Annotated in this window: 36 protein-coding genes and 2 pseudogenes; 20 read left to right on the top strand and 18 right to left on the bottom strand. The window is 45.0% G+C overall.

The window, feature by feature from the left end; genetic code table 11:
* Positions 1-171 precede the first annotated feature (171 nt).
* Together NGAR_RS04410 and NGAR_RS04405 are read left to right on the top strand one after the other, a co-directional pair.
* On the top strand, positions 172-552 hold the full coding sequence (locus NGAR_RS04410; protein WP_015018451.1) for a hypothetical protein: 381 nt from the start codon (positions 172-174) through the stop codon (positions 550-552).
* Positions 553-600: 48 nt separating this feature from the next.
* Positions 601-1,239, top strand: coding sequence for a transposase (locus NGAR_RS04405; RefSeq protein WP_148680978.1), 639 nt, complete (start codon positions 601-603; stop codon positions 1,237-1,239).
* A gap of 56 nt (positions 1,240-1,295) precedes the next feature.
* Here NGAR_RS04405 and NGAR_RS04400 read toward each other — a convergent pair whose 3' ends face one another.
* Both NGAR_RS04400 and NGAR_RS04395 read right to left on the bottom strand, forming a co-directional pair.
* Positions 1,296-1,658, bottom strand: a complete 363-nt coding sequence (locus tag NGAR_RS04400) for a type II toxin-antitoxin system PemK/MazF family toxin (RefSeq protein WP_015018449.1) — start codon at positions 1,656-1,658, stop codon at positions 1,296-1,298.
* Positions 1,658-1,978 (bottom strand): AbrB/MazE/SpoVT family DNA-binding domain-containing protein, encoded by a 321-nt coding sequence (locus tag NGAR_RS04395; protein ID WP_148680977.1) that lies wholly within the window; start codon positions 1,976-1,978, stop codon positions 1,658-1,660. The genes NGAR_RS04400 and NGAR_RS04395 overlap by 1 nt, the downstream gene beginning before the upstream one ends.
* Before the next feature lie 175 nt (positions 1,979-2,153).
* Between NGAR_RS04395 and NGAR_RS04390 the strand changes: the two genes are divergently transcribed.
* From NGAR_RS04390 to NGAR_RS17200, 4 genes are all read left to right on the top strand, one after another.
* Positions 2,154-2,711: a hypothetical protein gene (locus tag NGAR_RS04390; RefSeq protein WP_148680976.1), complete on the top strand. Its 558-nt coding sequence runs from the start codon at positions 2,154-2,156 to the stop codon at positions 2,709-2,711.
* Positions 2,680-2,874, top strand: a complete 195-nt coding sequence (locus NGAR_RS04385) for a transposase (RefSeq protein WP_015018446.1) — start codon at positions 2,680-2,682, stop codon at positions 2,872-2,874. Before NGAR_RS04390 ends, NGAR_RS04385 begins: the two co-directional genes overlap by 32 nt.
* Positions 2,875-2,955: 81 nt before the next feature.
* Entirely contained in the window at positions 2,956-3,210 is a 255-nt protein-coding gene (locus NGAR_RS04380) for a hypothetical protein (protein WP_228369290.1), read from the top strand.
* A gap of 15 nt (positions 3,211-3,225) precedes the next feature.
* Positions 3,226-3,369 (top strand): hypothetical protein, encoded by a 144-nt coding sequence (locus tag NGAR_RS17200; protein ID WP_015018445.1) that lies wholly within the window; start codon positions 3,226-3,228, stop codon positions 3,367-3,369.
* A gap of 111 nt (positions 3,370-3,480) precedes the next feature.
* Here NGAR_RS17200 and NGAR_RS04375 read toward each other — a convergent pair whose 3' ends face one another.
* The 5 genes from NGAR_RS04375 to NGAR_RS04355 form a co-directional block, all read right to left on the bottom strand.
* Positions 3,481-5,217: a PEFG-CTERM sorting domain-containing protein gene (locus NGAR_RS04375; protein WP_015018444.1), complete on the bottom strand. Its 1,737-nt coding sequence runs from the start codon at positions 5,215-5,217 to the stop codon at positions 3,481-3,483.
* Positions 5,218-5,622: 405 nt separating this feature from the next.
* Positions 5,623-5,910: a hypothetical protein gene (locus tag NGAR_RS04370; RefSeq protein ID WP_015018442.1), complete on the bottom strand. Its 288-nt coding sequence runs from the start codon at positions 5,908-5,910 to the stop codon at positions 5,623-5,625.
* Between the two features lie 279 nt (positions 5,911-6,189).
* The gene (locus tag NGAR_RS04365) at positions 6,190-8,019 is read right to left on the bottom strand and encodes a helix-turn-helix domain-containing protein (RefSeq protein ID WP_015018441.1); all 1,830 of its coding nucleotides are present in this window, start codon (positions 8,017-8,019) and stop codon (positions 6,190-6,192) included.
* A 156-nt stretch (positions 8,020-8,175) separates the two neighbouring features.
* Positions 8,176-8,361, bottom strand: a complete 186-nt coding sequence (locus NGAR_RS04360) for a hypothetical protein (RefSeq protein ID WP_148680974.1) — start codon at positions 8,359-8,361, stop codon at positions 8,176-8,178.
* Entirely contained in the window at positions 8,334-9,446 is a 1,113-nt protein-coding gene (locus NGAR_RS04355) for an RNA-guided endonuclease TnpB family protein (protein WP_015018440.1), read from the bottom strand. Before NGAR_RS04355 ends, NGAR_RS04360 begins: the two co-directional genes overlap by 28 nt.
* 478 nt (positions 9,447-9,924) lie before the next feature.
* Between NGAR_RS04355 and NGAR_RS04350 the strand changes: the two genes are divergently transcribed.
* The 4 genes from NGAR_RS04350 to NGAR_RS18325 all read left to right on the top strand — a co-directional run bounded on the left by NGAR_RS04350 (position 9,925) and on the right by NGAR_RS18325 (position 11,492).
* A complete protein-coding gene (locus tag NGAR_RS04350) occupies positions 9,925-10,107 on the top strand; it encodes a hypothetical protein (protein ID WP_148680973.1) in 183 nt (60 codons plus the stop codon).
* 96 nt (positions 10,108-10,203) lie between these two features.
* A complete protein-coding gene (locus NGAR_RS04345) occupies positions 10,204-10,665 on the top strand; it encodes a helix-turn-helix domain-containing protein (protein WP_187147654.1) in 462 nt (153 codons plus the stop codon).
* Positions 10,569-11,198, top strand: a complete 630-nt coding sequence (locus NGAR_RS04340) for a transposase (RefSeq protein ID WP_148680965.1) — start codon at positions 10,569-10,571, stop codon at positions 11,196-11,198. The genes NGAR_RS04345 and NGAR_RS04340 overlap by 97 nt, the downstream gene beginning before the upstream one ends.
* 105 nt (positions 11,199-11,303) lie before the next feature.
* On the top strand, positions 11,304-11,492 hold the full coding sequence (locus NGAR_RS18325; RefSeq protein ID WP_015018438.1) for a hypothetical protein: 189 nt from the start codon (positions 11,304-11,306) through the stop codon (positions 11,490-11,492).
* An 8-nt stretch (positions 11,493-11,500) separates the two neighbouring features.
* Here NGAR_RS18325 and NGAR_RS04330 read toward each other — a convergent pair whose 3' ends face one another.
* A complete protein-coding gene (locus NGAR_RS04330) occupies positions 11,501-11,794 on the bottom strand; it encodes a hypothetical protein (RefSeq protein ID WP_015018437.1) in 294 nt (97 codons plus the stop codon).
* A 275-nt stretch (positions 11,795-12,069) separates the two neighbouring features.
* Between NGAR_RS04330 and NGAR_RS04325 the strand changes: the two genes are divergently transcribed.
* Together NGAR_RS04325 and NGAR_RS04320 are read left to right on the top strand one after the other, a co-directional pair.
* On the top strand, positions 12,070-12,966 hold the full coding sequence (locus NGAR_RS04325; protein WP_148680972.1) for a hypothetical protein: 897 nt from the start codon (positions 12,070-12,072) through the stop codon (positions 12,964-12,966).
* A complete protein-coding gene (locus NGAR_RS04320) occupies positions 12,956-13,492 on the top strand; it encodes a DUF6036 family nucleotidyltransferase (protein ID WP_015018435.1) in 537 nt (178 codons plus the stop codon). The genes NGAR_RS04325 and NGAR_RS04320 overlap by 11 nt, the downstream gene beginning before the upstream one ends.
* A 285-nt stretch (positions 13,493-13,777) precedes the next feature.
* Here NGAR_RS04320 and NGAR_RS04315 read toward each other — a convergent pair whose 3' ends face one another.
* Both NGAR_RS04315 and NGAR_RS04310 read right to left on the bottom strand, forming a co-directional pair.
* The gene (locus NGAR_RS04315) at positions 13,778-14,443 is read right to left on the bottom strand and encodes a hypothetical protein (RefSeq protein WP_015018433.1); all 666 of its coding nucleotides are present in this window, start codon (positions 14,441-14,443) and stop codon (positions 13,778-13,780) included.
* A 138-nt stretch (positions 14,444-14,581) separates the two neighbouring features.
* On the bottom strand, positions 14,582-15,172 hold the full coding sequence (locus tag NGAR_RS04310; protein ID WP_187147657.1) for a hypothetical protein: 591 nt from the start codon (positions 15,170-15,172) through the stop codon (positions 14,582-14,584).
* A gap of 127 nt (positions 15,173-15,299) precedes the next feature.
* Between NGAR_RS04310 and NGAR_RS04305 the strand changes: the two genes are divergently transcribed.
* From NGAR_RS04305 to NGAR_RS04295, 3 genes are read left to right on the top strand one after another with little or no spacing between them, the layout of a single operon-like run.
* Entirely contained in the window at positions 15,300-16,067 is a 768-nt protein-coding gene (locus NGAR_RS04305) for a hypothetical protein (protein ID WP_015018431.1), read from the top strand.
* The gene (locus NGAR_RS04300; protein WP_228369290.1) at positions 16,064-16,318 is read left to right on the top strand and encodes a hypothetical protein; all 255 of its coding nucleotides are present in this window, start codon (positions 16,064-16,066) and stop codon (positions 16,316-16,318) included. Before NGAR_RS04305 ends, NGAR_RS04300 begins: the two co-directional genes overlap by 4 nt.
* A gap of 15 nt (positions 16,319-16,333) precedes the next feature.
* The gene (locus NGAR_RS04295) at positions 16,334-16,633 is read left to right on the top strand and encodes a hypothetical protein (RefSeq protein WP_148680971.1); all 300 of its coding nucleotides are present in this window, start codon (positions 16,334-16,336) and stop codon (positions 16,631-16,633) included.
* A 99-nt stretch (positions 16,634-16,732) separates the two neighbouring features.
* On the opposite strand, the pseudogene NGAR_RS04290 reads toward NGAR_RS04295, so the two are convergent.
* Positions 16,733-17,594, bottom strand: a pseudogene (locus tag NGAR_RS04290) (IS5 family transposase).
* A gap of 129 nt (positions 17,595-17,723) precedes the next feature.
* Between NGAR_RS04290 and NGAR_RS04285 the strand changes: the two are divergent.
* Positions 17,724-18,665 carry an SDR family NAD(P)-dependent oxidoreductase gene (locus NGAR_RS04285; protein WP_015018426.1) on the top strand — a complete coding sequence of 314 codons (942 nt, stop codon included), beginning with the start codon at positions 17,724-17,726 and terminating at the stop codon, positions 18,663-18,665.
* 396 nt (positions 18,666-19,061) lie between these two features.
* Entirely contained in the window at positions 19,062-20,753 is a 1,692-nt protein-coding gene (locus NGAR_RS04280) for a hypothetical protein (protein ID WP_148680970.1), read from the top strand.
* Positions 20,754-21,040: 287 nt separating this feature from the next.
* Here the strand turns inward: NGAR_RS04280 and NGAR_RS18710 are convergent, their stop codons facing one another.
* The gene (locus NGAR_RS18710; RefSeq protein ID WP_266190388.1) at positions 21,041-21,166 is read right to left on the bottom strand and encodes a hypothetical protein; all 126 of its coding nucleotides are present in this window, start codon (positions 21,164-21,166) and stop codon (positions 21,041-21,043) included.
* 28 nt (positions 21,167-21,194) lie between these two features.
* On the opposite strand from NGAR_RS18710, the gene NGAR_RS04275 reads away from it, so the two are divergent.
* Together NGAR_RS04275 and NGAR_RS04270 are read left to right on the top strand one after the other, a co-directional pair.
* On the top strand, positions 21,195-21,791 hold the full coding sequence (locus NGAR_RS04275) for a hypothetical protein (protein WP_148680969.1): 597 nt from the start codon (positions 21,195-21,197) through the stop codon (positions 21,789-21,791).
* Positions 21,751-22,119: a transposase gene (locus tag NGAR_RS04270; protein ID WP_187147656.1), complete on the top strand. Its 369-nt coding sequence runs from the start codon at positions 21,751-21,753 to the stop codon at positions 22,117-22,119. Before NGAR_RS04275 ends, NGAR_RS04270 begins: the two co-directional genes overlap by 41 nt.
* Before the next feature lie 20 nt (positions 22,120-22,139).
* On the opposite strand, the gene NGAR_RS04265 is transcribed toward NGAR_RS04270, so the two are convergent.
* The 4 genes from NGAR_RS04265 to NGAR_RS17195 all read right to left on the bottom strand — a co-directional run bounded on the left by NGAR_RS04265 (position 22,140) and on the right by NGAR_RS17195 (position 24,921).
* Positions 22,140-23,189 carry an NAD-dependent epimerase/dehydratase family protein gene (locus NGAR_RS04265; protein WP_015018422.1) on the bottom strand — a complete coding sequence of 350 codons (1,050 nt, stop codon included), beginning with the start codon at positions 23,187-23,189 and terminating at the stop codon, positions 22,140-22,142.
* A 379-nt stretch (positions 23,190-23,568) separates the two neighbouring features.
* Positions 23,569-23,994 (bottom strand): IS110 family transposase, encoded by a 426-nt coding sequence (locus NGAR_RS04260; protein WP_015018421.1) that lies wholly within the window; start codon positions 23,992-23,994, stop codon positions 23,569-23,571.
* Between the two features lie 250 nt (positions 23,995-24,244).
* Positions 24,245-24,457 (bottom strand): hypothetical protein, encoded by a 213-nt coding sequence (locus NGAR_RS04255; RefSeq protein WP_015018420.1) that lies wholly within the window; start codon positions 24,455-24,457, stop codon positions 24,245-24,247.
* 287 nt (positions 24,458-24,744) lie between these two features.
* Positions 24,745-24,921, bottom strand: coding sequence for a hypothetical protein (locus NGAR_RS17195; RefSeq protein WP_015017591.1), 177 nt, complete (start codon positions 24,919-24,921; stop codon positions 24,745-24,747).
* On the opposite strand from NGAR_RS17195, the gene NGAR_RS04250 reads away from it, so the two are divergent.
* Positions 24,915-25,112, top strand: a complete 198-nt coding sequence (locus NGAR_RS04250) for a hypothetical protein (RefSeq protein ID WP_148680966.1) — start codon at positions 24,915-24,917, stop codon at positions 25,110-25,112. The two genes, NGAR_RS17195 and NGAR_RS04250, sit on opposite strands and share 7 nt — an antisense overlap.
* A 68-nt stretch (positions 25,113-25,180) precedes the next feature.
* Here NGAR_RS04250 and NGAR_RS04245 read toward each other — a convergent pair.
* Both NGAR_RS04245 and NGAR_RS04240 read right to left on the bottom strand, forming a co-directional pair.
* A pseudogene (locus NGAR_RS04245) lies at positions 25,181-25,553 on the bottom strand (IS701 family transposase); the annotation flags it as partial.
* The gene (locus NGAR_RS04240) at positions 25,550-25,786 is read right to left on the bottom strand and encodes a hypothetical protein (protein WP_015018416.1); all 237 of its coding nucleotides are present in this window, start codon (positions 25,784-25,786) and stop codon (positions 25,550-25,552) included. The gene NGAR_RS04240 and the pseudogene NGAR_RS04245, both read right to left, overlap by 4 nt.
* Positions 25,787-25,840 lie beyond the last annotated feature (54 nt).

Genomic DNA, 25,840 nt, shown 5'->3' with positions numbered 1-25,840 from the left:
TGGGAAGTTAATGGAGATTTGTCTTATGGTTGCTGTTGGTGTTCCTTCTTCTGAGGTAGCTGCAGTTCCATCGCCTAGGAGTGATAGCGACCCTCTAGAACCCCGGACCCTTTACAGTAGTTGCGAATGAAATCCTTATAGCTTGTTTGTGCTAGTATCACTTTTCTGCCCTTGACAAGAACAGACAAGAAATTCTACCAGTTTACCAGACGCCAAGTCAAAGATATTCTAACATACGATGTAAATGGCAGGGTAAGATACTCAAAGGAAGACCACCTGAAGCTCCTTCTGTCAGCCTGTCTGGTAAACGGATTTGCAGAAGGTGTATCAAGATCCCTGAACAGGTCGCCTACCGGTGAGACCCTGCTTTCCTACATCAAGACTCAGGACAGAGAGAAGCTGCTGCAAGAATTTGACAGGACGGTGCACAAGAATGTAAGAATGCTAAGGCGACGCAGGAAACTGACTACGCCTGTTCCCGTAGCCGTAGACTGGCATGACATAATGTACTATGGTGATCCCAAAGAGACTCCGATGGTCATTGGAACGTAGCACAAGAATGGGAGCAACTATGCCTTCGAGTACCTCACAGCATCTGTTCTGGTCGACGGTCAAAGGCTGATCGTAGCGGTAATCCCACTAGAATCTAGGAGTGACGCATACAGGTTTGTCAAAAAGATGGTCGAAAAAGTCAGAACGTTGGGCATAAGGATCAGGTACCTGACGCTTGATGGCGGGTTCTTTAGCATAGACACAATGAGGTTCCTGAAAGAATCAGGATTAAAGAAGTACATACTGCACATGCCTTCGACGCGCAAGGTAAAGAAGATGAGACTGAGTGACGGCATGAGGTTCAAGTACAGAACAAACCACCACCACCACCAGAGAAGAGAGTTAGAACAGGTATCGTTTGATGTGGTAGTGGCATACGACAGAACCAAGGATTACTATTACCTTATGGCAACAAACATGCCATCTTTGTACAAATCCAGTACACTTTTGAAACTGTACAACAGGCGCTGGGGAATAGAGACAAGCTACAGGATGTGCAACCAGTTTCTGATAAGGACCACGTCAAAAAAGTACATCGTCAGGTTGTTCTACTACCTTTTTGCGTGTCTGATTTACAACGCATGGGTCACTTACAATGAGCAGAATATCCCTGTGATAGTGGTGCAGATGAAACTATCTCTGCTCTGGTTTGTCCTAAATGACAATTACATGCTTGAGTATGCTTGATTCGCAACTACTGTTTAGGTTTGGGAGTACGTCAGTAGAGAGAGATAGATATATAGTTAGTTAATCAGCTTGATTAACTCTGCTCTTATTTTATCAAATACATCTTCACGTAGCTGACCATATCTTTTCACCACTAATCTTTGCTCCAAGCTGAAAACCTTGTCTACCTTTGCAACACTGGCCACTGTAAGACTTCCTGATGTCATCTCTTTGCTTGTTACAGGAATGGTATGGTCTCTTGTATTAGGATTTGATGTCAACGGTATGGCGATAAAATCCTTGAATTTCCTGTTGTAGGTATTATTAGAAATGACAATTGCAGGCCGGTATTTGGCTTGACTCAGGTCGGAAAATGGATAGGGAACTAGAACAATGTCTCTTTGCGAGGCTGAATATGATGATGATGACGAGCTAGACATTATTGGTTCTTCCTTTTGTTTCCTCTTGGCGTAGCAACAGGCGCATCCTTATTCCAAACCTCATCATATGGGTTATCCCAGACACTCTTTAGCGAATGCTCTGCAAATGCTTCAATGTCTTTGAATTCTCCATCTAGTAATAGCGCGATCTTTTCAGATTTTTCCAAGACGATTTTGTCATCCTTCACCATCATAACTAGACTGTCACCTTTCTTGATTCTCATATTCTTACGAATATCCTTAGGAATAGATACTTGGCCTTTATCTGATACCTTTATGGTTCTAATTTCAACAGCAGGAGGAGGAGAAGAAGATGTCATACTGGTAATAGTAAGAATATTCTTACTAATAAAAGTAGCTAATTACAGCATGCCGGCTAGAGCAGGCTGCAAAGAACAAAAAATTCTGTTAGTGCGATGGATGCTGAAAGGTGGTTCAGGTTTTTACGTATAAGTTAACCTTTTTGAAGCGCGTACACCTGCAAGACAAGGCCTTTTGACCGAAAAATATTCAGCTTGGTTCTCATTCATCCCCCAGACTGTGATGCTGGAGCAGCGTGATTATTCCCAGCTATTCAGGGAGCTGGAGTATTACCGCAATCGCTGCTCAGAGCTTGAAGCCGAGAACAAACAGTTGAAAGAAGAGCTGCACGCCCTGAAATCAACCGTGTCAGCTGTGGTTGCCAGAAGCGTGGATGCCAGACAGGCCGCCAGGAAGAAGAAGCGTCACAAAAAGCCTGGTCAAAAGAAAGGCCACGCCGGCAAGAGCCGGAAGAGGCCTGAACACATAGACGCCAGGGTCACCATCGACCAGACATCATGCCGCAAATGCGGCAGCGCTCTCTCGGAAAGACCCACCGACTCGTACAGCCGCGTCGTTACAGATATCGTACCTGCAAGGCCCGTGGTTAGAGTACACAGTCAAAAGGAGGTACTGCTCCTCCTGCAAAAGGCAGGTGTCTCCACCTGTACCGGGAGTACTCCCAAACGAGGTGTTCGGGCTCAGGCTGATGCTCCTGATAGTGTCGCTAAAGCTGCTGGGACTGTCCTATGAAAAGATATCCGGCCATTTCCAGCTGCTGTTCAACCTGCAGGTCACAGATGCTGCAATAAACCATGCCGTGATGAAGGTGGCAGAGGCGTTTGATCCGAGGTACAACGAGCTTGTCGATGACCTGCTCAAGGAAAAGAACGTCCGCGGGGACGAGACCGTCTGACCTGTAAACGGCAAGAACCACTGGCTGTGGGCGTTTGTGGGAAGGCATGGACTGTGTCGTATACGAGGTAGACCGGTCAAGATGAAAGGGCGTACCGGCAAGAGTCCTATCTGGATATGCAGGTACTGTAACAAGCGACTCGTGGCCTGCGTGGAACCACGCAAGCGGCAGCCACCAGAAGTGCCTAGTACACTACCTGAGGGAGATAATACAAGATACCGTCAGGTACAAGAACCCCGGAAAGGAGTTTCATCCGTTCGGCAAAAGGCTCAGGAGGATATACTGGGAGACGCCATAAGGTCGGACAAAAAGTACGCAAGGCAAAAGACTGGCTGAGGGTAAAGTCAAGGCTTGCTTGAAAAGAGGATCAAAGTCCTGATAGAGGGACATTACCGCGAAAGGAACTGCCTCCGGCTTGTAAAGCGGCTGAAGAGGGAGAAGGGCATGCTCTTCTTTACATTCCTTAAAGAAAAGAAAAGGAGTCGACATTTGTAGAAATCATGGAGATATTCACAGCCTTCTAATAATAGACTGTAGATAATAATAACCAAAAGAAGAAGAATAAGAATAAGAAAAAGAGGACACGAGTTTTTTCCCGTTCTTTCCTTACAGTCGTCCTCTAAAGCTGCTGAATCTATTGTTTCTAGTGGCGTACCTCGCAGTGGCTATGATGATTCCAACGATCGACAGAGCCAGTATGATTGCAGCTATTCCGCCAAACTCTGGTACTGCAAAAGTACCCAGAATTTGAATCTCCTCGGTTCCTGCTGGGAAGTTAATGGAGATTTGTCTTATGGTTGCTGTTGGTGTTCCTTCTTCTGAGGTAGCTGCAGTTCCATCGCCCAAGAACACAGTGAATGGCTGATCTGTACCGGATTTGCCGTCAGCTCCTGACTTTGAATCAATCACTTCTCTTGGAAGCCTTAGCTTCAGGTTTCCATCTTCATTTGTCGAGGTGACTGATACTACAAGCCTGCGGTTATCTATGTCAAGCATCATATCTTCCACGGAGCCGTTGGTTATGTTGTACTGTATGTTGTACGATGTGCCTTCCACATCAAGTGAGAAGGTCTGCCACTGCACAGCACCGGTGCCTCCACCACCACTACCATCACCTTCTTGCGGTATCGGCTCTGTTGTCGGGGTTGTTCCGTCTGGACTTATTATCACAGGGCCGCGTCCTCCGCCACCTCCACCACTTGATGATCCGCCGCCACTCGATGCAGGAGTGAGCGCGCCTGCTACAACTGGCGATAGACTTGTGAACGTGCCTGTTACGTGCGTCGAGTTAGAGCTTACATTTGTTCCTTGTTCCCATGCACTGCCAGTCCATTTAAATATCGATGGTGATTGTCCGGACGACAAGAGTGCCGAGTTGTAGGGTACTGTAACTCTTACAGAGCCTGAATAGCTTGTGGCAGACAGGTCGAATTCAAACACCTCTCCAATGGTGTTTGCTGTTGAGCTGCCGACATTAAATGATGCTGTTGAGGAGCCAACAGAGGTAAATGCACCAGGGAACTGGCTGTTTATTGCAGACAGTGTTTTCTTTTCAACTACCACAGCGCCGCTTGCGCTGCCCCCAAAGCTAATGCTTACTTTGTCACCTGTACTTGGGACGGTGACACCGACAGGAGTGTTTGCTGACACGTTTACGCTAACGGATACTAGATTGTTATTGGCGTTGACATTAAATCCAAGCTGAGGAGCGACAAGCTGGTCATTATTATTTCCACCGGCACCAGTATCAATAAGAACATCCAAAGTATGAGGAGTTGCAGTATCAAGATCAGCGGTCCTTAGCTTGCCAGTTATTGTAATCTGCCCGGGACCAATAAGGCCGTTCACAAAGTTGGTTACTCCTGCATTGGCATAGCCTCCAGTGTTGCCGCCAATGTAGCCATAACCATAGTTGTTGAAAGCATAAGTATATGGAGAAGTGAATGAATATCCACTGCTAACTAAACCATAGCCATAACCATAGCCGCCGTTAGCAGTAAAAGAGGATATTGTAAGCTGGTTACCAATGACAAGTGTGTCAGATCCGCCTGTCCGAGTACCAGCAGAATTAAAGGTTGCTGTTTTTACAGAAGCAAGCCCATTGTCAAGAATAAGGGTTATTGATTGGATTGAAATGAGCTCGCCAGCTTCAACATTTATGGTGATTTGAAAATTCTCCCCGGAGACAGAGTTGTTTATTGCGCCACCTACTGCGTTGGGCAAAGTAGTAGTAACTGTGAAAGCGTTGGCCTTCTGGAATGGAACAAATATTACAGTAAGCAGTACTGCTGCGATTATAACGCCTAGCAACTGCTTATGCTTGGCTAGCTTTGGATACTGCATTTGCTCACCATTTGAACAGAGATGTTATATATAAAAATATTTGTAATGATTTATCTGCACTTGATTGCAGTTCGTTTGCTGCCGATTGTATCTCAGCGTCTGAGCGGGGTTGTTGCCTCCCATGTTGGTTTCCACAGCATCCCATTTATCCTTGCTGCTGGATGAGCATTCTCCTATTCGCGCCTGATGCGCACTGTGGCTTTGCGCAAGCCTCTGGCCCAACCTGTCAATGGCATCATCTTCCTTTGTCAGGAAATGCAAGTACCGGACAGGCCCTGTTCGTTGCTCTCCCTCTAACCATCCAGCCTAAAGGACCTTTCTTCCTTTAGCATCACGTATATGGCGCACACATCATCTTTCGAGCAGCCGCCATTATGGCTACCCTGCTGCTTCCCTTCCTAGCCTTTATCCTGTTGTAGTGCTCATTACAAACAGCAGCCTGACTCTGTCACCCCTGTCCCTTCCTTTGACTGCTACTAGCCGGAATGCAGCCTGCTCCTTTTTTCCTTCTCCTCTTGCCCCTTGTTCTGTAGATGAAATCATCACCCGGTTTGATGCTCTTGAGGAGGGGGCAGCTATTCTGATTATGTATTTCATGCCAGTCCAGTTCAGGTAGTTTATCACATCTGCCGAGTTGTTGTATGCACCATCCAAAAGGACGATTTTTGGCATCGCTATTTCTGGCGCGTACATCCATTGCCTGAGCAACTGTTTGCTTAACGCTTATGTAATAATTCGACCTATCGATTGCCCGTGGTACGTTCCAGCGGCTTGATTTCAGTGTATACATAAGTCAAGCTGTTGGGGTGTTCCCCTTAGCTTTTTTGATCTACTGTAAAGAGTGTGGGGTTTCTTCCTTTGTTTCCCATACCCTTCGTCAGGCTAGAACTTGCTTTGTCTTGGCTCGCTACTGCTCCAGTCTATCTTTTGCTATTGTAGATTCTCTTGACTACACCGAGGAGGCTGGCTTTGTTACATTTGTTTGGCGCCAATATGACTTGTAGCTACGAAGGTTGCCAAAAGTGCCCGCACACGTGAAAACGGTTCGGTTATTACTTTTGCTTCTGGACCATACTTTTCGTAGGCTGAAATCAACATGCTTAGGACGCCTATAGTGTGCAGATCTAATTTAGGAAGTAGTTCACGACTGCTGGCCCCTAATTTTTCATTGGTATCAATGGCGGATGCAATGCTAATGACTTCTGCAAGATCCTTGAACCCTTCAAGCCGTGAAATGGATTCGAACTGCTTGCTAACCTCTAGATTTAGCTTGCTTACAGTCGCAATGGTTTCATAGCTTATCTTCTTGCATTCATCAAGCAACTCCTTGGCTGTTTGCATTCCCTGTCGTGCTTCTTGTACAACACTAGAAATTCCCTGCTTGGCTTCTGCCTCAGCTTGTGCAAGTAGTGCTTGGATAAATAATGCACCATCCTTTAAGCTTTCACTTATAGCTATCCTCTTGGCCTCTAGATCCTCTACATCAGATTTTAGCTGTTTTATTCTTGCTTGCAATGATATTTCTTGTTTTTGCAGCTCCCCTAATTGGAAGGATGAATCGGCAATGGCATCCTCTATGCTTCCATATTTGTCCAGATCAGCTGCGAACTTTTTCTTGTTGGCTCTCCCTATGTTATGTTTCATGATGATGCTTTGAAGATATATTATATCGTCGCGATTGAAGCCCTTGCGGTTTGTAAGTATCTCTACTGTATCAATAAGGTCTTTTCGATCTGCATACCTCTTTTTGGCATTCTCTGCAAGATAATTGTAGTTTTCTGCATCAACCTTGAGCTGTCTGATCCTCTCTTGGTAGTCAAGAAGCTGCGGATACATCTCCTCTAGGTCTCTGAAGAACTTTGTAACAGCGGCCTTGCCGGGGGTCTCAACTGCAAATATGCTGTCTATTATAATGCTGTCGTTTACAAGCTCCTCAAGGATGCTATGCAAGAGCCTCAGCTGCCTGAGGCCAAAGCCCATAGCCTTCAACTCCTTGTAGAACCTTACTGTCTGTGACAACGAATTTACCTTATTCTCTAGCCTTTGGCTTTCTCTTGCAAAGTACCTGTACCGCCTCTCTTTGTTCTCGATAGCTACTCGCAATGCTGATTCTTGCTCTTGAAGCGATTTTATTTTTGAAATTTTAGATATTATCTTGCTAGGGTTGTATTGCATTTCTTTTGCATTCCTGAGCATGTTTGCAAGCTTTGGAAGGTGTTCAACGATAGAAAAGTTGCCGTTGTCGTCACCTAAATGCTCTCTTAACATCTCCCTTGCAGTGACAAACTGCTGTAGATCCAGAAGTGTTGTTTCTTTATTGCTCAGCTCTTGTTCAAGCTCTATTTTGGACTTCTTCAAGCCCTCCACCTCATTTTTTAGCTTGGCAAGCTGGATTGGAAGTTCTTCTGCCGGAATATTGAGGCTTGATGATAGAGCAAAAAATTGGTTTAAAAGATCTACAAGCCTCTCTGTTGGAAGTCCAGTGTTCGAGCAGGTCTTGTATGCATCACTGATAAAGAAATCTAAATCATCTAGTTTGACATTATTTTTTGTAAGCATGTTGAACACCCTTGCTGCGTCTGCAGCTTCTTTGGGCGTTATGCCAGCATTTTTCATTGCTATGCCGAGTTCTCTTAAGGCATCGATGTTGTAGTTAGCATACGATGTGCGCCATTCAGAAATAACATTGCTGACTGTGCCCGTACCTACACCTGTCTTGCGTGCAATGTTGTCTCTGCTCTCTCCCGCCAGCCATAGTCGAAGTATCTTGAGCTTGGTAACATCAGGCACCCTTTCAGGCATTTTCTCGTATCCTCCAGATACACCATAGCAGATCTTTTAACATTGTAGTAAGAAAGAATGAGAAAAAATTATTGGTAAAAACAATGAGCTCAATTTTTACTGTTATCCGGCTTTTCTCTGACATCCTCTCCGCCCTGAAGGGTGTGGGGTTCCTTGTTACTTCCTCCAGTGGGCATAATCCCACCTCAGTACAAGAGGGTTTGCCATAACCCTGCTACTGCTAGGGAGTCTTGTTGTTGAGGGCAGCAGCAATTCTCCCTTTACAACAGCTACGTTCCAGATGTTTGCAGCGCCGCATACGTCTGCATTCATCATCACCCTGTTTTCTTTGCAGACGTGCAAGCCTCTATGTACCCTGCCATTATGTCCTTGACCGCACACACACAACAGGTCTTGGACGTCCCTTTCTCCGACACTTGTACAAACTCCATGCTGTAGTCCTCGCACATATGTCGTATCCATTCTATTGTCTGCAAATGCGACCAAAAGTTGTGCAGCTTTTGGTTGGTGTGTGCTCCAAGGTTGTTGCCATCCCTTATTCCGTTAAGGTCTCCTACCGCCACCTTTGTGATTCCTATTTGCTTCATCCTCTCGAATAGGTCTTTGAGCATAGCTCTTGTAGCATGTTTGAAGCGCCGCGTCCTTTTGCGGTAGGACAGACCTATTTTTCTCGATGTATGTTGTTGCTTCTGTGGAAGCCTTGACTGCAGCTCTGCTATCTTTTTCGTCCTGTACACATAGTCGCTCAGAACTGCACGTCCGGAGTATATGACCGGTTGTTCGTTTTCGGCGTAGAAGGCTACTAGGTTGCATATTCCCAGATCGATAGAACCCACCTTTTCGGGTTGACCAGATACAACAGCCTGTTTTGCAGGCGCAGTATCGACGGGTATGAATGCATACCAAGCGTCTTTCAACCTGTCGTACATAACGTCCAGTCTTCCTTTCTTTCCTTCCCTGACCCTGTCCGCTGCGTATCGTAGCCTCAGGTTCTTGCCTATTATTGTTATCGTCGAGCGTTTCCTGTCCAGCCTGTAGCAGTCGTTTCGGACATAAAACCCCCTAACAACTGTTTGTTTTGAATCTCTGTCTTTGAGGTAGCTAGGCATTCTCACTCTCCTGATGTTAGGCGGCAGTCTACCTTCTTCTGATTGCAGACGTTTTAGCGTCCAGAAAGAGCTCCATGCTTCATCAAGCTTCTTCAGTACAGCCTGACCCTTGCCTGTGCCAATTGCTTTGAAGTTGTCGGAGTGCTTGAAGTGTCTACATTGCTGCGAGTAGTTCGGTAGTTTCTTCTGCTTCTTGAGAAATGCTTGCCTACGTTGGTAATTGGCCTCGTTTCCAGAGTAGGGAAGTATGGAGGGCAATACGTTCCAGCTCTCGTACCTGCTCTTTCGTAGGCTTGAGTAGACGGTATCTGCCCTCAACGAGTTTTTGTATAGCTGGTGGAAGTACTTAAGGCTTTGACGGCCTCGCTAACCCCCCTCCTGAAGGATGGGGGCTTGCGCTCGGCAATGTCCTGTCAAATGCGTCAGCCAGGTCAAATCGGTCGTCAAACACGTCAAGTACAAACCATAAAATCCAATCCAAGCTTCTCAAGGTATTTTGTACAATGCAGAGTTTATTCTAAAGGATAATTTGATATTTCGAGCTATTTGACGAAGGAGCTGATAAGTTTCAGTTGGGGTGTCCACAGTTGATGACTCTTGGCAATCACATACGAACAACAGATAATTTGCAGTACGATTGACAGGTGATATGTTCGCCAAGGATAAGGCCAAGAAAAGCCACTACCATCACACTCTAGCGCAGACGGCGTAATGAAAAAAATGGTAAAATAGCAAAAGCTACTAAATATTATATTGTACGAAGGCAACAAAAAGCAAGCCTTCATCCAGCTAGAAGATGGTCGAGCAACGAACAGGGCCTGGTAGGTTCTTGCATTTCCTGACAAAGGAAGATGATGCCATTGACAGGTTAGGCCAAGGCTCGCGTAAAGCCACAGTGCGCATCAGGCGCGAATGGGAGTATGCTCATCCAGCTGAGATGGATAAGGAATCGACATGGGTGAGAACCTATACCCCGTAGCACATGTATGGTGACATACGTTTGAGGTGATTGCCGTCTTTTATTGACAGGAACAGCTATCAGCTTCTTCCTGCCACCTGAGACATGGCTTCCGACATGTCAGAACTGGAACGCCTTTACAAGGCGGAATCCGACCCGGAGGTAAAGGAAAGGCTACTGCTGGTACTGAAGGTAGAAGAAGATGGCATGGTTCCATCACGGGTCGCAGAGGAGCTCCTCCACAGAAGCAGGACTTGGGCGTCTGAATGGATGGCAAGGTACAGACAGGAAGGAGTAGATGGTCTGAAAACCCGGCCAAAAAGCGGCAGGCCACCTGACATCCCTCCAGAGGTGGCACTCAGGATACAGAAGAAGCTGAAGGAGAGCAAGCAGGGCTGGACCACAAGGCAGGCGTACGAGTTGATAGTAAAGGAGAGCGGCGTCAAGTACCATCACAAGCACATCTACAAGGTACTTCACAGGTGGGGATTCAAGCAGAAGGTACCAAGGAAGGTACACATCAACACTGCGTCAGACGAAGAGAAAGAGTCCTTCAAAAAAGGGCGAGGGAAATCCTAGACCACCTGCCGGACGGGTTCACGGCAGTATCTGAAGACGAGTCGTTCTTCACTTTTGACGTGCGCATAAAGAGGGTATGGATTTACAAAAACACAAGGCCCGTTGTCAGGGTGACAGGCTCACACCAGCGCTCATGCCTGTTTGGAGCCATCAGCCTGGACGGAAGAAGACAGCTGTTCAGGCAGTATGACTGGTTTGACGAAGACACTTTTCTGGACTACCTCAAGCAGATACACAGGAAGTTTCCAAGATGCTACCTGTTCTTGGACAAGGCGCGTCAGCATCACAAATCAGAGAAGGTGAAGAGATATTTCCATGATCACAAGGACACCCTGATACCGGTCTGGATGCCAACTGCGTCACCGGAGTTCATGGTACTGGAAACATGCTGGCAGTTGTCAAAGGACGCCCTGCTTGTCATGACGTACTATCCATCATTTGGTGATTTGAAGAGGAGGATACAACATTACTTTCGGACAAAGCGCTTTCATCTTGATATGAGGAAATATCTGACTGAAGGAGTGTCAGCTTAATTATGCTACTTGGTATAGGACAGTCCTAGCTTTACGAATTACCCTAAGTTAACAGAGCCTAGGAAACAGATTCATCCCACCCGTAAACGGTGTGGGGTTTCTCTGTTGGCAGCTACAAACTGGTCACTTGCCTATGTGGCAAGCTTAGGCGGATGGGAGAACACAGAGATACTAAACAAGTGTTATGGCGGCATTCCTGAGCACATCAAGGCACAGATGGCAAAGTCCGTACATGTCAGATTTGATACATTGAGTCTCAATATTTCAATAGCTGCAACAGGCTATTCAACATAGAGCATTTACTACGAAACTACTGCCAAGACTGTATCAAAGCTGCTATGCTCGCCTGAGGGATATGGTCTGCGCCCGGGGAAATGGTCATCGAGCATTTGCATATTGGAAATTTTGCTCACATCCATGCGGCGCCAGTTTGGCAGATTTCCAGAAGAGCTCTGGCCGCCTATCTGATAAACAAGGAGCTGGCGTTTTCCATTCAGTATGCCGTAGACATGCGGCTCTGCAATCCTATGTTTCTGTTCGTATGAAAACTCTATAAGCTTCTTGCTGGCTATTGCAGTTCGTATTATATTATCCAATTTGTATTCTTCACCTGGACGCTGTTGAGATTATACAGGCACAAGTATTTATAGTTATCATGCTATAGTATTATAGTAATAAAACTATATAGGTGAGTTGTTTGGACGAGACAACATTCAGAATACTTGATACGCTTGCAAGAGGATTAGGGATAGAGCTGTCCATCAAAGCCCTTACTGAAAAGATTGGTGAGCTCTATGGCTCTGCTTATTATGTTAACATATACAAGAAATTGCAACAGCTTGCAGAAGAAGGCATAGTACGCCTGACAAGAATGGGCAATTCGCTGATCGTTGGTTTGAATTTCAAAGAGTACATGATAACAGACCTGCTCACAGAAATGGAATTCAGAAATAAGCAAACATTGTTAAGGGAACATAGAGAGCTGCAGATGCTCTTTCTTGAATTAGAAACCTACTGTAGAGACCTGCTATTTGTAAGGTCAATTTCAATAATAAAGCCATACAAAAATGCCAAGCTGAACAGAGCCGAGCTTCTCTTTCTTATCCGCGCACATGGCATGAGCTTCTATCCCGATGAAAAAGAAGCAGAGACATTGCGTAATATGGTACTACAACTTCAGGCCATCCATAACATGAAGATCGACTTTCTGATACTGACTGATGCAAAGTTCCTTGACATGCTATCCTCAGATGAGATCAATCCCCTAAAGGAGATGATTTCTGACAAGATCACATTCTTTAATCCACAAAACTTTTGGATGGCGATAAAAGTGGCTGCGGAAAGAAACATACCAGTAAAAGCGGAGGAGAAAGAAATCTCTCCAGCAAAGATTCCTGAACAGGATCTGGTTTACAATCTCGCAAGATTCGGATACAAGGAAATGGGCACTCAAATGCCTGCTCATGGAAGAAATATCTGCATAGAATACATTGCAACAGCGTTGATAGCACAGGGAGATGCCAGAAGGATAGAAGCTGTTCCCGTAATACTGGCAAAAAATTCTGTCAACTTTGACATTCTACTCTTCCTCTCACAGAAGTACAGACTCTCAGAAAGAATGTTAGGATTGTTAAAGATACTGCAAGAAGCAGTGCCTCGGAATGATTCTGAAGCAGTGATAAAGGCAATGGAAGCCATGAAGATAAAGGAAATTCCGGCAGACAAGAAGAGCATTCTGGAAAAAATGGGGCTATACAATGCCACTTGACAAGTCTGGCCTGCTAGGGTTACTGGAAGCTGTTGATGATGAACTGACAAAGAAAATAACACTTGTTGCGGCGGGAGGCACTGCCATGACTCTATTAGACCTGAAGCCTTCAACCATTGATATCGACTTTACCGGGCCTCACGAAGATATAGCAGAATTCAACAGGGTACAGAAAAGCATTCCACATGGCTTTGAGGTTCAGACTTGGACTAATGGAATGGTCTTTAGTCAACAGCTGCCTGATGATTATCTGAAAAACAGCATTCCGATCAAGACAAAGTTAAAGAAGACTGATTTGAGGGCACTGCACCCTGTAGATATAGTTGCTACAAAGATTGGAAGACTGAATGAAAGGGATATACAAGACATAGAATCATGCATCAAGAAATTCAAGCTCAAGAAAAGTCAGATATCAAAGCGGGCAAAAATGGTTCAGTATGCTGGTAATGAAATGGTATATGAGAACAACCTTCAGTACGTCTTGAAGGGCTTCTTTACTGGCAAGTTAAAGAAACATCGTCGATAACAAGAAAAAGCAGTTAACGAAGTCGTTGTGACGTTAGATGCAATTGCAGTAGTTATTACCACATTCTTCATTTACATGGGAATTAAGAAACGGAAGTTATTCCACAAGACTAAACGTAAGAGTCCTTAATACCAGTCTAGACTACCTTATCGTGCAGTATCTGTCTAATCATATTTGACAAGTCTCGCTCCAGCTTCTTTCTGCCATCCGAACTGTCTTCATATATTATGCATCTGATGTGTTGTAGGTCAAACGGAACATCCTGCATACTTCTTGCAAGCAAAATTACGGATTAAGAGCGTGCGACAATCCTACTTCATAGAATACATTCGGATTTCGACCACTAAGATCAGCAATAATGACATTGGCTTTGTTAATATGCTCCCAAATTCCTTGAATGATGGGAGCAGGTTCGAATATATCATCTGCTCTCTTGGCCTCTAATCCAAGAGCGTTTACAACTGGTTTGATAATATCATTATAAACAAACTTGTATTCTTCATTGAATGGCATTAGAACGAAACAAAGTTTCTCATCTATAGAAAATTGAGTATCATGAAAGAGCTCTGAATATCTTTTTGATTCGCTTTTAGATACACTCTCATCTGTCCGCTCCTGTAATGCAGAAGAATCGAGGTAGTTTGTGGTAACATCTTCTCCACTCCGAACAACATAATATTCGAATGGTCTGGCATCAACATTGCCGATCCATCTATCCATACCAGTATTAAATTTGGCCCATTTTAGTTTTGAGGAATGTTCCAAGGTTCGAGTGATTCTAACATTCTCTATTTCGGATCGATTCAGTAACGAGTGGCCACACATGAAATCACTTTTGTTTTTTATGGGGTTAACAATTCTTTCCAATAATTGAGATTCGGCCAAATCTATCTCATAGGCCCTTTGTCCGCTCTTTTTAGTAATCTGGACATGATAATATCCTTCGTTCATTGACCTCAAGTTTATGGCGTAAAGGCATCATATCTCTTTTTGCGTGGACATTCTATAGCCCTTGGATCTGGCCTTCCATTCAGAGCTGATTAGAAAGCATTCGCGACAACAAGGCAACTCCTCACCTTTTAAGAAATCCTACTTGCTGGTGTATGCTAAATAACCGCCGATTAATGCACCAGCGAGGGTGACACTGCCGAGAAAAGCTGAACTCTTATCTACCTCAATGAAAATTGCCAAGAAATATACTCCTATGCCAACCAAGACTGAAAGACCCATAATTATCACATGTTTTTGTGGCAGTGCTAATTTCTGTCCCCCATGAATGTTTTGATCAATCATACGTAATCCCGTCGACGTTGAAATGGATTCTATTGAAGATGTCCCGCTTGGCAAAAGCTCTTTAAGCAATTCTTCAGATGGTGCCAAGAAGTAGGTTGTTAGCTTTAGAAGATATGGTCGAATATCTGCAAGCTGATTTTCACTGCCAGAAGTTATTAATGGCAAGATATTCTGTTCGAGATGCAAGACTAATCTTTCCATTGGATTTACAAAAGTAATTACCCATTTTACCTTGTCATCAACCTCTGTTAATTTACCACTTATATCATCTATCAAGCTTGAGAATTCCTTATTCGCTTGTGTTTTATAATGTTCCAATTTTGTTTGGGAATATTCTGAAAGGTTTTCATAAGTATTATAGGTTCGGATGGCCCACTGCTGGGCCATACTGATCTTGTATTTGTTAGCAATCCTAGAAAAAACGTAATAGTTTACCATTCTGAAGTGCGTACACATGCAGGACAAACATTTCTGACCGCTATCTTTTCAGCTTGGTTATCCACCACCTCAATGTATGATGCAGCTGGAGCAGCGTGATTATTCCCAGCTATTCGGGGAGCTGGAGTATTACCGCAATCGCTGCTCAGAGCTCGAAGTCGAGAACAAACGCCTGAGGGAAGAACTGCAGTCACTGAAAGCCACGCTATCAGCTGTGGTTGCCAAGAGTATCGATGTCAAACCGACAGTCAAAAGAAAGCGCAGCAAAAAGCCGGGGCGAAAGAAAGGTCACGTCGGTAAGAGCAGGAAAAGGCCTGAACACATAGACGCCAGGGTCACCATCGACCAGACATCCTGCAGCATATATGTGGCAAGAGTACCCTGTCTGCAAAGCCTACAGGCTCGTACAGCCGCGTCGTTACAGATATCGTACCTGCAAGGCCCGTGGTTAGAGTACACAGTCAAAAGGAGGTACTGCTCCTCCTGCAAAAGGCAGGTGTCTCCACCTGTACCGGGAGTACTCCCAAACGAGGTGTTCGGGCTCAGACTGATGCTCCTGATAGTGTCGCTGAAGCTGCTGGGACTGTCCTATGAAAAGATATCAGGCCATTTCCAGCTGCTGTTCAACCTGAACATCACAGATGCTGCAATAAACCATGCCGTAATGAAGGTGGCAGAGGCGTTTGATCCGAGGTACAACCAGCTGGTAGAGACGACCTGCAGAAAGAGAAGAACATCCCCAGAGGCGACGAAACAAGTGGCCTATAAACGGCAAGAACCACTGGCTGTGGGCGTTTGTGGGAAGGCATGGACTGTCGTATACGAGGTAGACCGGTCAAGATGAAAGGGCGTACCGGCAAGAGTCCTATCTGGATATGCAGGTACTGTAACAAGCGACTCGTGGCCTGCGTGGAACCACGCAAGCGGCAGCCACCAGAAGTGCCTAGTACACTACCTGAGGGAGATAATACAAGATACCGTCAGGTACAAGAACCCCGGAAAGGAGTTTCATCCGTTCGGCAAAAGGCTCAGGAGGATATACTGGGAGACGCCATAAGGTCGGACAAAAAGTACGCAAGGCAAAAGACTGGCTGAGGGTAAAGTCAAGGCTTGCTTGAAAAGAGGATCAAAGTCCTGATAGAGGGACACTACCGCGAAAGGAACTGCCTCAGGCTTGTAAAGCGGCTGAAGAGGGAGAAGGGCATGCTCTTCTTTACATTCCTTAAAGAAAAGAAAAGGAATGCGACTGGAACAACAACATGCTCTGCTGAAAGGGCCATACGCCCAAGCGTTGTTGTAAGGAAGGTCACCTATGGGGAACCGGTCAATGACAGGGGCCAGGGCGCATGCAGTGCTGATGAGTATAAGGGAGACGTGCAGGCTGCGAAGGGAGGAGGACTTCTTCTATGACTATGCACTTGATTACCTCGGAAATCCCACTTCAAAAAGGTAAACAGTTACCTGCTCTGTTGCATGATTGACTATCCACTGTCTGCACAATGTTTATAGCTACAGTTTCATGCCAGCAAACATATTGTACAGCGACACCTTGAGGAACATCTCCTTGACCATATTCTGATAATTTCTGGCCATCACATATTCACCAAACATTCTCTTGATGGCAGAAAACACAGATTCGGCCATCCACCTCTGTCCATAGCTTACGCTGCTCTTCCATTTATCAAAATCAGACAGCTGCTGCAATACCACTAATTTCCTTGGGTAGCAACCCATAGCCTTGCCTGATGAATTCTTTCTTACTTTAATGGCAGCTTCGATGCCCTTTCTGGCCAGATACCTGAAATTCTTCTTTGAATCGTATGCTCCATCTGCAAGTACACGTTTGATACCATTATTTTCGGATGCCCCTTTAACCAGCTTTTTCATAACCTTTCCATCATGTACTTCTTCGCTTGTCACTTCAAGAGAGACTACCTTCTTCTTTCTAATGTCAACTGCAACGTGTATCTTCAGGTAGCCTCTTTTCACTCGCCATTTATGGTGCATCCATTCACCACGGTTGGATACCTTGATTCCTGTGCTGTCCATGCTATGACTATATCATTGCCAACATGTTCGTCAACATCAATGTCCAGCTTGTTGACACGCCTGCTAATGGTACTGTAGTCAGGAATGGACGGCACCTTCTTTTTTGCATGGGCCTTGACTACACCCTCAGCCTGTCTATAAGCTAGGTGGAAGTATGCTCTCATGTACCCTAGCAGCTGTACAAATGAGTCGGGATAGTGGACGGCTCTCCAACCTTGCCTTCATTCATAAGCTCTTCCTGCCATCCGTCGATAACATCAAAATCCAGCATCACCTCGCCACGCCTGACCAGGGATTCGTTGTAGGAAGGCCAGTGTACCATGCTGCAAATAGTGAGACAAGAGGCTAGCTTTATGCAGCCTGGTCAAATACCACAAACAGAATGGTTAATCGTGCAACAATCCACAGTTACCCAAACATTTTTCTATAGACGGATGTCATATGGCTTTGCATGCAGTCTATACTGGTGACGGGCGGGGCAGGATTCATAGGCCATCATCTAGTACGCAGGCTGCTGCAGCAGGATTATAGAGTTGTCATTATCGATAACCTGTCATCGGCCAAGACTGAAAACATTCCAAGACACCAGAATGCTGTTTTTTACAAAGAGGATGTTCGGAACATGGAAACGATATCTGATATTGTCAAGAGGGAAAGGATAGACGCATGCATACATTTGGCTGCTATTACTAGCGTTACTGAATCGCTTGTTTTCTCAAATGAAGTCACGGATGTAAACGTTAATGGTACTGCAAGCGTTCTTGAGGCATGTACGAATGCCGGTGTGGGTAGCTTTGTTTTTGCGTCTTCCGCAGCAGTTTATGGAGAAGCCAAGATATTGCCGGTGCCTGAAGACAAGGAATTGCGGCCCATTTCGCCTTATGGTGAAAGCAAGGTGGCTGGGGAAAAGCTTGTTGAATCCTATCAAAAATCCGGCAAGATTCCACATGCAATTTCACTTAGATTCTTTAACGTCTACGGCGAAGGCCAGAATCCTCGATATGCTGGTGTGATAACAAAGTTTACAGAAAGGTTGTCAAAAGGTTTGCCTCCAGTAATCTATGGTGATGGCATGCAGACAAGGGACTTCATCTCTATAAATGATGTTGTCGACGCAATAATGCTAGCCATAGGATCTGGCACTTTTGGAGTGTTTAATATTGGTACAGGCAAGGCTATCACAATAAATGAACTAGCTAAAGAAATGATGAGGATGTTTGGATTGGATCTAAGACCTGAGCATCAAAAGGCAAATCATGGGGAAATCCTTCATAGCTGTGCAGACATCAAGCGGTCGTCGACTGCTTTGGGGTTTGTTGCCCGACGGACATTAGAAGTGGAGTTGAGGAATATCATTGAGACAAACTTGTATCAACAAATTTACAAAATATAGTAGTATGAGGGCTGTAAATATCTCACTGATTTCTACAAATGTCGATATGTGCGGTCTGGAATGGTGCTCAGGAATAGGACACCACCTTTGAAAAAGCCTTCTAAAGCCGATTATTCACAGCCCTCTAGTATAACAAGCTTTAAACGCTCTGGAGCCTTTGTCTAGGGGAAGCTTAGCTTGCAACAAGAGACCACTTTTTCCAATCGCATTTTGGAGATACTGGGCAGTAAATCATCTTTGTTAACCATAGTGGCATCTGCAAGTTTAGCAGTTCTTTGTTTATTTTATATCTTCAGTATTGGCACTCAATTTCAAGTAAGAATCTATACTCTAATTGATCGAGTAACCCACTTTACCAATTTCGAGTTCTATATTGTCAGCGAATTTGTGGATCATGTGATAATCGGATCCTTTTCAGTGCTCTGGCTAGTATTTTCATTAAAATCAAAAATCCACCGGATGATGATCGGTACTTTTGCTGCACTCTTTGTCGCCGCTGCAATCACAAACTATGATCCAGTACTTGATGGTATTGCATTAGCCGCTCTTCCAGCAATTGTCTTACTAATAATTTATAACCAATACTCAAGAAAGATTCTCGATAATATAAAATTAAAGCTTGCAATAAATTATATCGCAATAACTGGAATAATTATTGGTCTGATCAGTTTTACCTCTGCAATTCTATCTATATCTTCACTATCTAATGATGAAACATTGCATAGAAATTACGCGCATGAAATATTCCTTTTATTCTCAAGTGTTTCGCCTATTCTAATTCTTTTATTACTGACATCTTACCCTGCAAAACTGCTAATCAATTTTGTATCAAGCGTGACTGGACGATTAAATGTACCTGCCGCTCCAGGATATGACAATAGCGATACAATTAACTCTAAAATGAAGGTAATCTATCTTTCTATCTTTGTATTCATCTCAATGATGATGGTGATTATACCGCATCTTCCTGCAATAAACAATGATAATCAGCATATAGGCGTTGATACGCCTGTGTATAACCTATGGTTGAATGAACTTAGTGGTGCAAAAGATGTCCAAGAATACTTTGGAAAAGCATTCGTAGAGATAAACGGTGGAGACAGACCATTATCTTTGATTTTGATGTTGGCCTTTCAGGAGCTAATCCCCGCGGGTAATGAAAACAATTCAGATCTAAGACTAGAATATCTTCCACTCTTGCTAGGTCCATTACTTGTCTTGACAACCTATCTGTTAACACGCGAGCTAACGATGAATGATAAAACATCATTACTTGCCGCTTTCCTAACAAGTGTATCGTACCACGTACTGATAGGGGTGTATGCGGGATTTTATTCTAATTGGATATCCCTTATCTGCGGTTATCTGGCATTTTTCTTCCTTCTACGCTTCCTTAGACAAAGCGGCGCAGTGAATCTGTCTTTGTATGGTATCCTCATGATACTAACTCTATTCAGTCATGTGTATACATGGAGCATCTTGGCAATAGTGATGGGCGTCTTCTTGGCAATTTGTATAACAAGATGGAATATCCATATTGAAACTGTTCATAATCAAAACCAAGGTAGCAAGAGCTCTATAATAAAGAAAAATGCTATGGCTATTCTAATTGTACTCTTGTGTACTGTTGCTATTGACATTGGAAGAGTGGCCTTGACTGGTTCATCTGGTGGAATTGAAAGAGATCTGGAGCTTGGAAGTAAATTGGCTGGAATTGAACAGTTTGCACTGCGCTGGAATAATCTAACGTATGGTACAACAGTATACGTGGGAGGCCTATTTGCAAACTTTCTAATCTTGGGATTGGGAATATATTGGCTCTTTACTTCTAAATTGAAAGAAAGAGAAAATATTGCCTTGGTAATATTCCTGTCAATAGGAATCCTTCCATTTCTATTTGGAGACTGGGTGATCCAGACCCGAGTATTCTATAACATCCCATTTCAGATTCCTGCCTCAATAGCTTTATTGACTATAATAAAACAAACTGATAGTGGATTATTGAGGTCAATCCCAATTTTTATCTGGCTGGTTGCAATATCGCTTATCCTTGTATCTAACTTTCATCTCGTTTTGCCGTCACCATAATATCGATAATCAGTACTTGGCAACAACGGGTTTGTGAGTAGTTTTTAGTCGATTGTTGAAGGGCGTCCCTGGCAACAGCTAAAGCTGCCACCAGAGACGCTGGATTTGTGATAACCCCATCAGCGTGTCCCTGTACATGTATCAATGAACCTGTCGGTGTACGTTTCTTGACACACGAGAGAGAATACACGCCAACACCCTCAACACGCTCCTGCCGCTGTTCAGTCCACTGGACTTCAGAAAGAAAAGAGGCTGTATTCAAAGACGGACGTCGTAGATTCTATCATCTACGCCTGTACCGGTGCGACATCAATCACAGAGACGTGCGGCTCCTTGGCACGCATGCCGTCCCGGGAGGACGTGTAGTACCACCTGGCCAAGATTGACATTTCGCGGGTCAACGCGGCTGTCAACAGGGTGCTGCAGCAGCAGGAACGGGTCATGGAGGTGCGGGGTTCAAAAGCAGCCGACATGGCCTTCGACATAACCAAGGTGCCTACCATGGCTAGCCAGCCTGAAAAAGAAGGCGACGTCAGGCGCGGTGCTGCGGAGAGCGGCACGACCCATTTTTTCATGTATGCCAGCACGTACGTGATGCTGTTGTATGGCAGGAGGTTTACCCTGGCCCTGAAACATGTCGTCAGGGCTGACGAGTCCATGGCCGATGTGATAAGGTACCTGCTGCATGAGGTACAGAAGAGAGCAGGTGTCAGGATAAAGTGTCTCTTCCTTGACAAGGGGTTCTTTACAGCAGCAGCCGTCATCAGCTACCTCAATTCGGTACACATCCCGTACATCATGGCTGCCTTTCCGAGGGGGGAGGAAGGGCGGCACGTTATCAAGACTGACCCGGAAAAGAAGGGACAGTTTCGTTGTACCGGACTGCGAAATGACAGACTCTGCCACCGGGGAGAAATGCACGTTCAGGCTGTATGCCGTGTCAAAGTACTGGAAGAAAAGGTACAGGAGGAGGAAGAAGAAGCATGGCGTCCAGTACATGTACTACGCCACTGGCAACGGCGTCAATATCCCAGTTGAGAGGATGTTCGACCTGTACCGCCAGCGCTTTGGAATAGAATCGTCGTACAGGACCATGAAAAAGAGCAGGGGTCGTACCTCTTCTAAAAGTGCAGTGCTGCGCTTGCTCCACATACTGGTGTCGTTTGTGATACAGAACGAGTGGGTGTACATAAAGTGGCAGTACCTGAGCAAGACGACGCGTGGAAGGTACGGGAAGAAATACGACACCCGGTTTACGTACTTTCGCATGCGGCAATTCCTGCGGCTGGCTCTGGAGATGGTGTACAGCGCAGTGAACTCTGTCCAGATGAAAAATGGCAGGTCAGTGACCATACTTGGTGGCTAATTGCCAGGTACTGATAATGGTTAGGTCTTGTGCTCAAGTAGCAACTTGCTGCTTACGTTACCTTCTTTTTTATGCGTCTTTACGTACCAATCAATAGTCTTTTGTAATCCTTCTTCGAGCGTAAATCTCGGCTTCCACTCTATCATTTCATATGCTCGCGAATTGTCCAACGCTCTTGAGAGCGCGCCGACAGGCTTTGATGTATCAAATTTGAACCTAGATGGTCGCCAATTGAGTATCTTGCATATCATTTCGACAACTTCAATTATCTTGTACCTTCTACCTGTGCCAAGATTTATCGGTGTACAATCGGATATTCTTTCAGAAGCAAGTATAGTGCCTTCTACAATGTCCTCTACATATGTAAAGTCTCTTTCCTGTTGTCCGTCGCCCCATATTTCGTATGGATCCATTTTTTCAACTGCCTTATAGATAAGAGCAATAATTGCATGTGTTTCGTTTTCTCTAGGACCATAAGCAGTTACGAATCTGACAGGACATCCCTTCAAGCCATATTGTTTTTTGAAGGATATCATTTGTATTTCACTCATTAATTTTCCCCAGCCATACTCTATGTCGGCGCTCATGAATCCATCAAGATCAAATGGATTGGAATCAACTTCCTTGAGCTTGTAGTCAGAGCCTATCTTTTTCTGCAGTTTCGTTGGATAAACACACGCAGTGCTCGCAAATACTACTTTCTCAACACCTGCATCTGTGCATGCCTCGAATACATGGTGATCAATGGACAGGTTAGAGCTTACATCTGCAGGATGAGTCGCAATAAAGCCCCTGCCCCCATGTACGGCGGCGAGATGAAAAACTCTCTCATGCCCCTTGAACATATCTATAATTTCTTGTTTGGTAATATATTCTAGGTCAGCTTTGATAAACTTGATTTTTGATATTGAGTGAGCAAGATTTTCCAACTTGCCACTTGAAAGATTATCAATTACTGTTACTTTCGCACCAAGCTGAACTAACTTATCGACAAGGTGGCTGCCAATAAAGCTAGCACCTCCAGTTACAAGAACTGATATGTCTGCCCATTTTGACGGTTCAGGAAGCAATAAGCAAAAGTTAAGTCTGCCTGTAAATATGCTTTGTGATAGTCTCGGGGTTGTTGCCTCCCATGTTGGTTTCCACAGCATCCCATTTATCCTTGCTGCTGGATGAGCATACTCCCATTCGCACCATCAGTGCACTGTGGCTTTGCGCGAGCCTTGGCCTAACCTAATTCGGGCATCCTATCTCGGATAGAAGAGAGATAGATGCAAGACAACAAGAGGCCCAGTTATCACCACTGCTCAACCATCCAGCCTAAAGGATCTTTCTTCCTTTAGCATGACGTATATGGCACGCACACACACGTCATCTTTCGAGCAGCTGCCATTATAGCAATCTTGGTGTTGCTTCCTTTCCGAACCTTGATTTTGTTGTAATGCCGTGTTATAGATGACGAATCGAATGACAGTACTGTACATGCACATGAGTGCACTGTATCATTATCCAGTTTAACATGTCATTTCCTTTCATGTCAGGTCTCTGGTACTGCTTGTCACCGGACTGGTAGGTCCCAGGTATCAGCTTGGCATATGAGCACAGGTGTTCATAGTCAGAGAACCTGTTTATGTCTGCTATTTCAGCAGATATCAGCAGCGCGGCATAGTAAGATATCCCCGGTATTGTCATCATCAGGTGTCTTGCGTACCTGTCGTCTGTGGTGGCCATCTTTTTGATTTCCCTATCGAGTTGGAGTATCTTTCTGTCCAGAAATTCGATGGTATCATCGAGGCAATCATCCACGGCGGATATCTTCAGTGAACGCAGGTATTCCTTTCCCTTTTCTGTAAACAGGTCAGAAATGATAGTCAATCCACCTCTTGCTCAGCTCAACATGTACCTACCTTGTTCTTGAACATGGTCCTCGTTTTTACAAAATAATAGTGTCTCCTTCGAACCAGGTCTCGCAGCTCCCTTGTCTTTCTTTATGTCTGGAATATATAGCATTCAGGTACCATATATCCATCCTCAACAGAGGTCTGCCTGCCAGTGTCCTAGCATCTACCTTATCCGTCTTTCTTTACCTTTGCGTATGCAATTGCTTTTACCATGAGTGGATGTGCTACCTTGACATCATAGTCCTTCTCTCTTTCAGAAGGTCGTACAGAAATTGGTAGTTGTATCCAGATTCCATGACCACGGCAGCATCTGTTCCTTTCAGAAATTGAAGTATCTGGTCAGCCTGCTTCTTCAACTTTGCTTCCCTGACAATTCTGCCATCATCTCTTTTCAGAACCGCTTGGATGTTCTTTTTCACCCAGATCCAATGCAGCATACATATCGGTAGTGGTAGTAGTGGCTTTTCTACGTCTTATCCTTGGCGAACATGTCACCTAATTACGCAATAGGTCTGTTATCTACCCTTTATTTTAAATTAGTGAGTAACAGGCTGTTTATGATTGAAAATTAGTGAGTAGAGAGGGCTCTAAAGGCCTGAAAATTAGTGAGTAGAACAGCAAACTAGTTTGTACAAACTAGTTTGCTGGAAGTTTATGCGTGCTATGCGGCAGTCGGCCTTCCAGCTTGCAGGGTTTAAAAGGTGTGACGACATGAAGTAATCTACTATGCCGACGCTATATACTGCATGTTGGCCAGATCCATATGTAGTTCATCTCTATCGTTCCTGCGCACTTCTGCGGCGGACTTCATAGAGGCTCCTGCAGGGCTCTGCTCCCTGTGTATGTTCCCTTCGAGAGCCTTTGGGAGGACAGACAGAATGTTGAGAGCGTCGCGTGGCACAGATCCAGCGAGACACGACACTGTTGAATTTGCGGGTGATCGCTAGCGATATCATGAAGGAAAATCTGCAAATCTCCCGAATTTTCAACAGTGTCAGAAAGCCTGTGGGAATGATACACTCCATGTCTTACGAGCTGCGGCAGCTGCATGCTGTCAAGTTCAAGCTGAAGGAGGAGGAAGCAGTGGCGTGACGACTGGGATGGAATATATGACAGCGGTCATGCATTACAGTCATACACAATTTTTAGGGGTAGTCTCCATACAGCCGGAAATCGGTCGGTACCAGCGCCTTGCCGTCAGACCAGAGCAGGGTGATGAGGTTTATCCCCTTTACCACGTCGTGGTGCTTGCCACTCCAGTGATACGTAACAAGGTCCATCTTCTCTCTGCATACGGCTTGTCCAGAGTGGTGTCATCGAGTATCAGCAACCCGCCCTCTTTTTCCACAGCGCTTCAGGGTCTGGAGGCTGTCTGCGCAGCAGCCGGGTAAAAGCGTCGTGGGATGGTGACGATGATGGCTCGTCACCCGGATGGCACCGGGCAGCTTCTGTGCAGGTGAACACCTTCTGCGCAGCTACGAGGAAGTGTATGTATGTAGTTGTTGTACTTACACAGATGGGTAACACTTTCAGTTACAGACATAGGTAACACTTTTCTTCAGCTGATTCTTGTTCCTTGTAGGCGTGTTTAACAACTGCAGCCACCTTTCCTGCGGAGTCAGTCCTCCTATTATGCCGCCATGCTCCCTGTCCATGTTGTTGTACGCATTGACAAACATGGCGTACCTTGCCTTTCCATCTTCCCTGTCAGGGATGTTTTCAACTGCCAAGAATTCATTTTTCACTATCTTGTTGTAGGCCTCCACCTTTCCCTGAAGCTGAGGATGCGCAGCAGCAGCTGGTATGGGTTTGTCCTTGAT

Source organism: Candidatus Nitrososphaera gargensis Ga9.2, assembly GCF_000303155.1.
Taxonomy (GTDB): Archaea; Thermoproteota; Nitrososphaeria; order Nitrososphaerales; family Nitrososphaeraceae; genus Nitrososphaera; species Nitrososphaera gargensis.
This window is presented reverse-complemented; position numbering and strand designations above follow the sequence as displayed.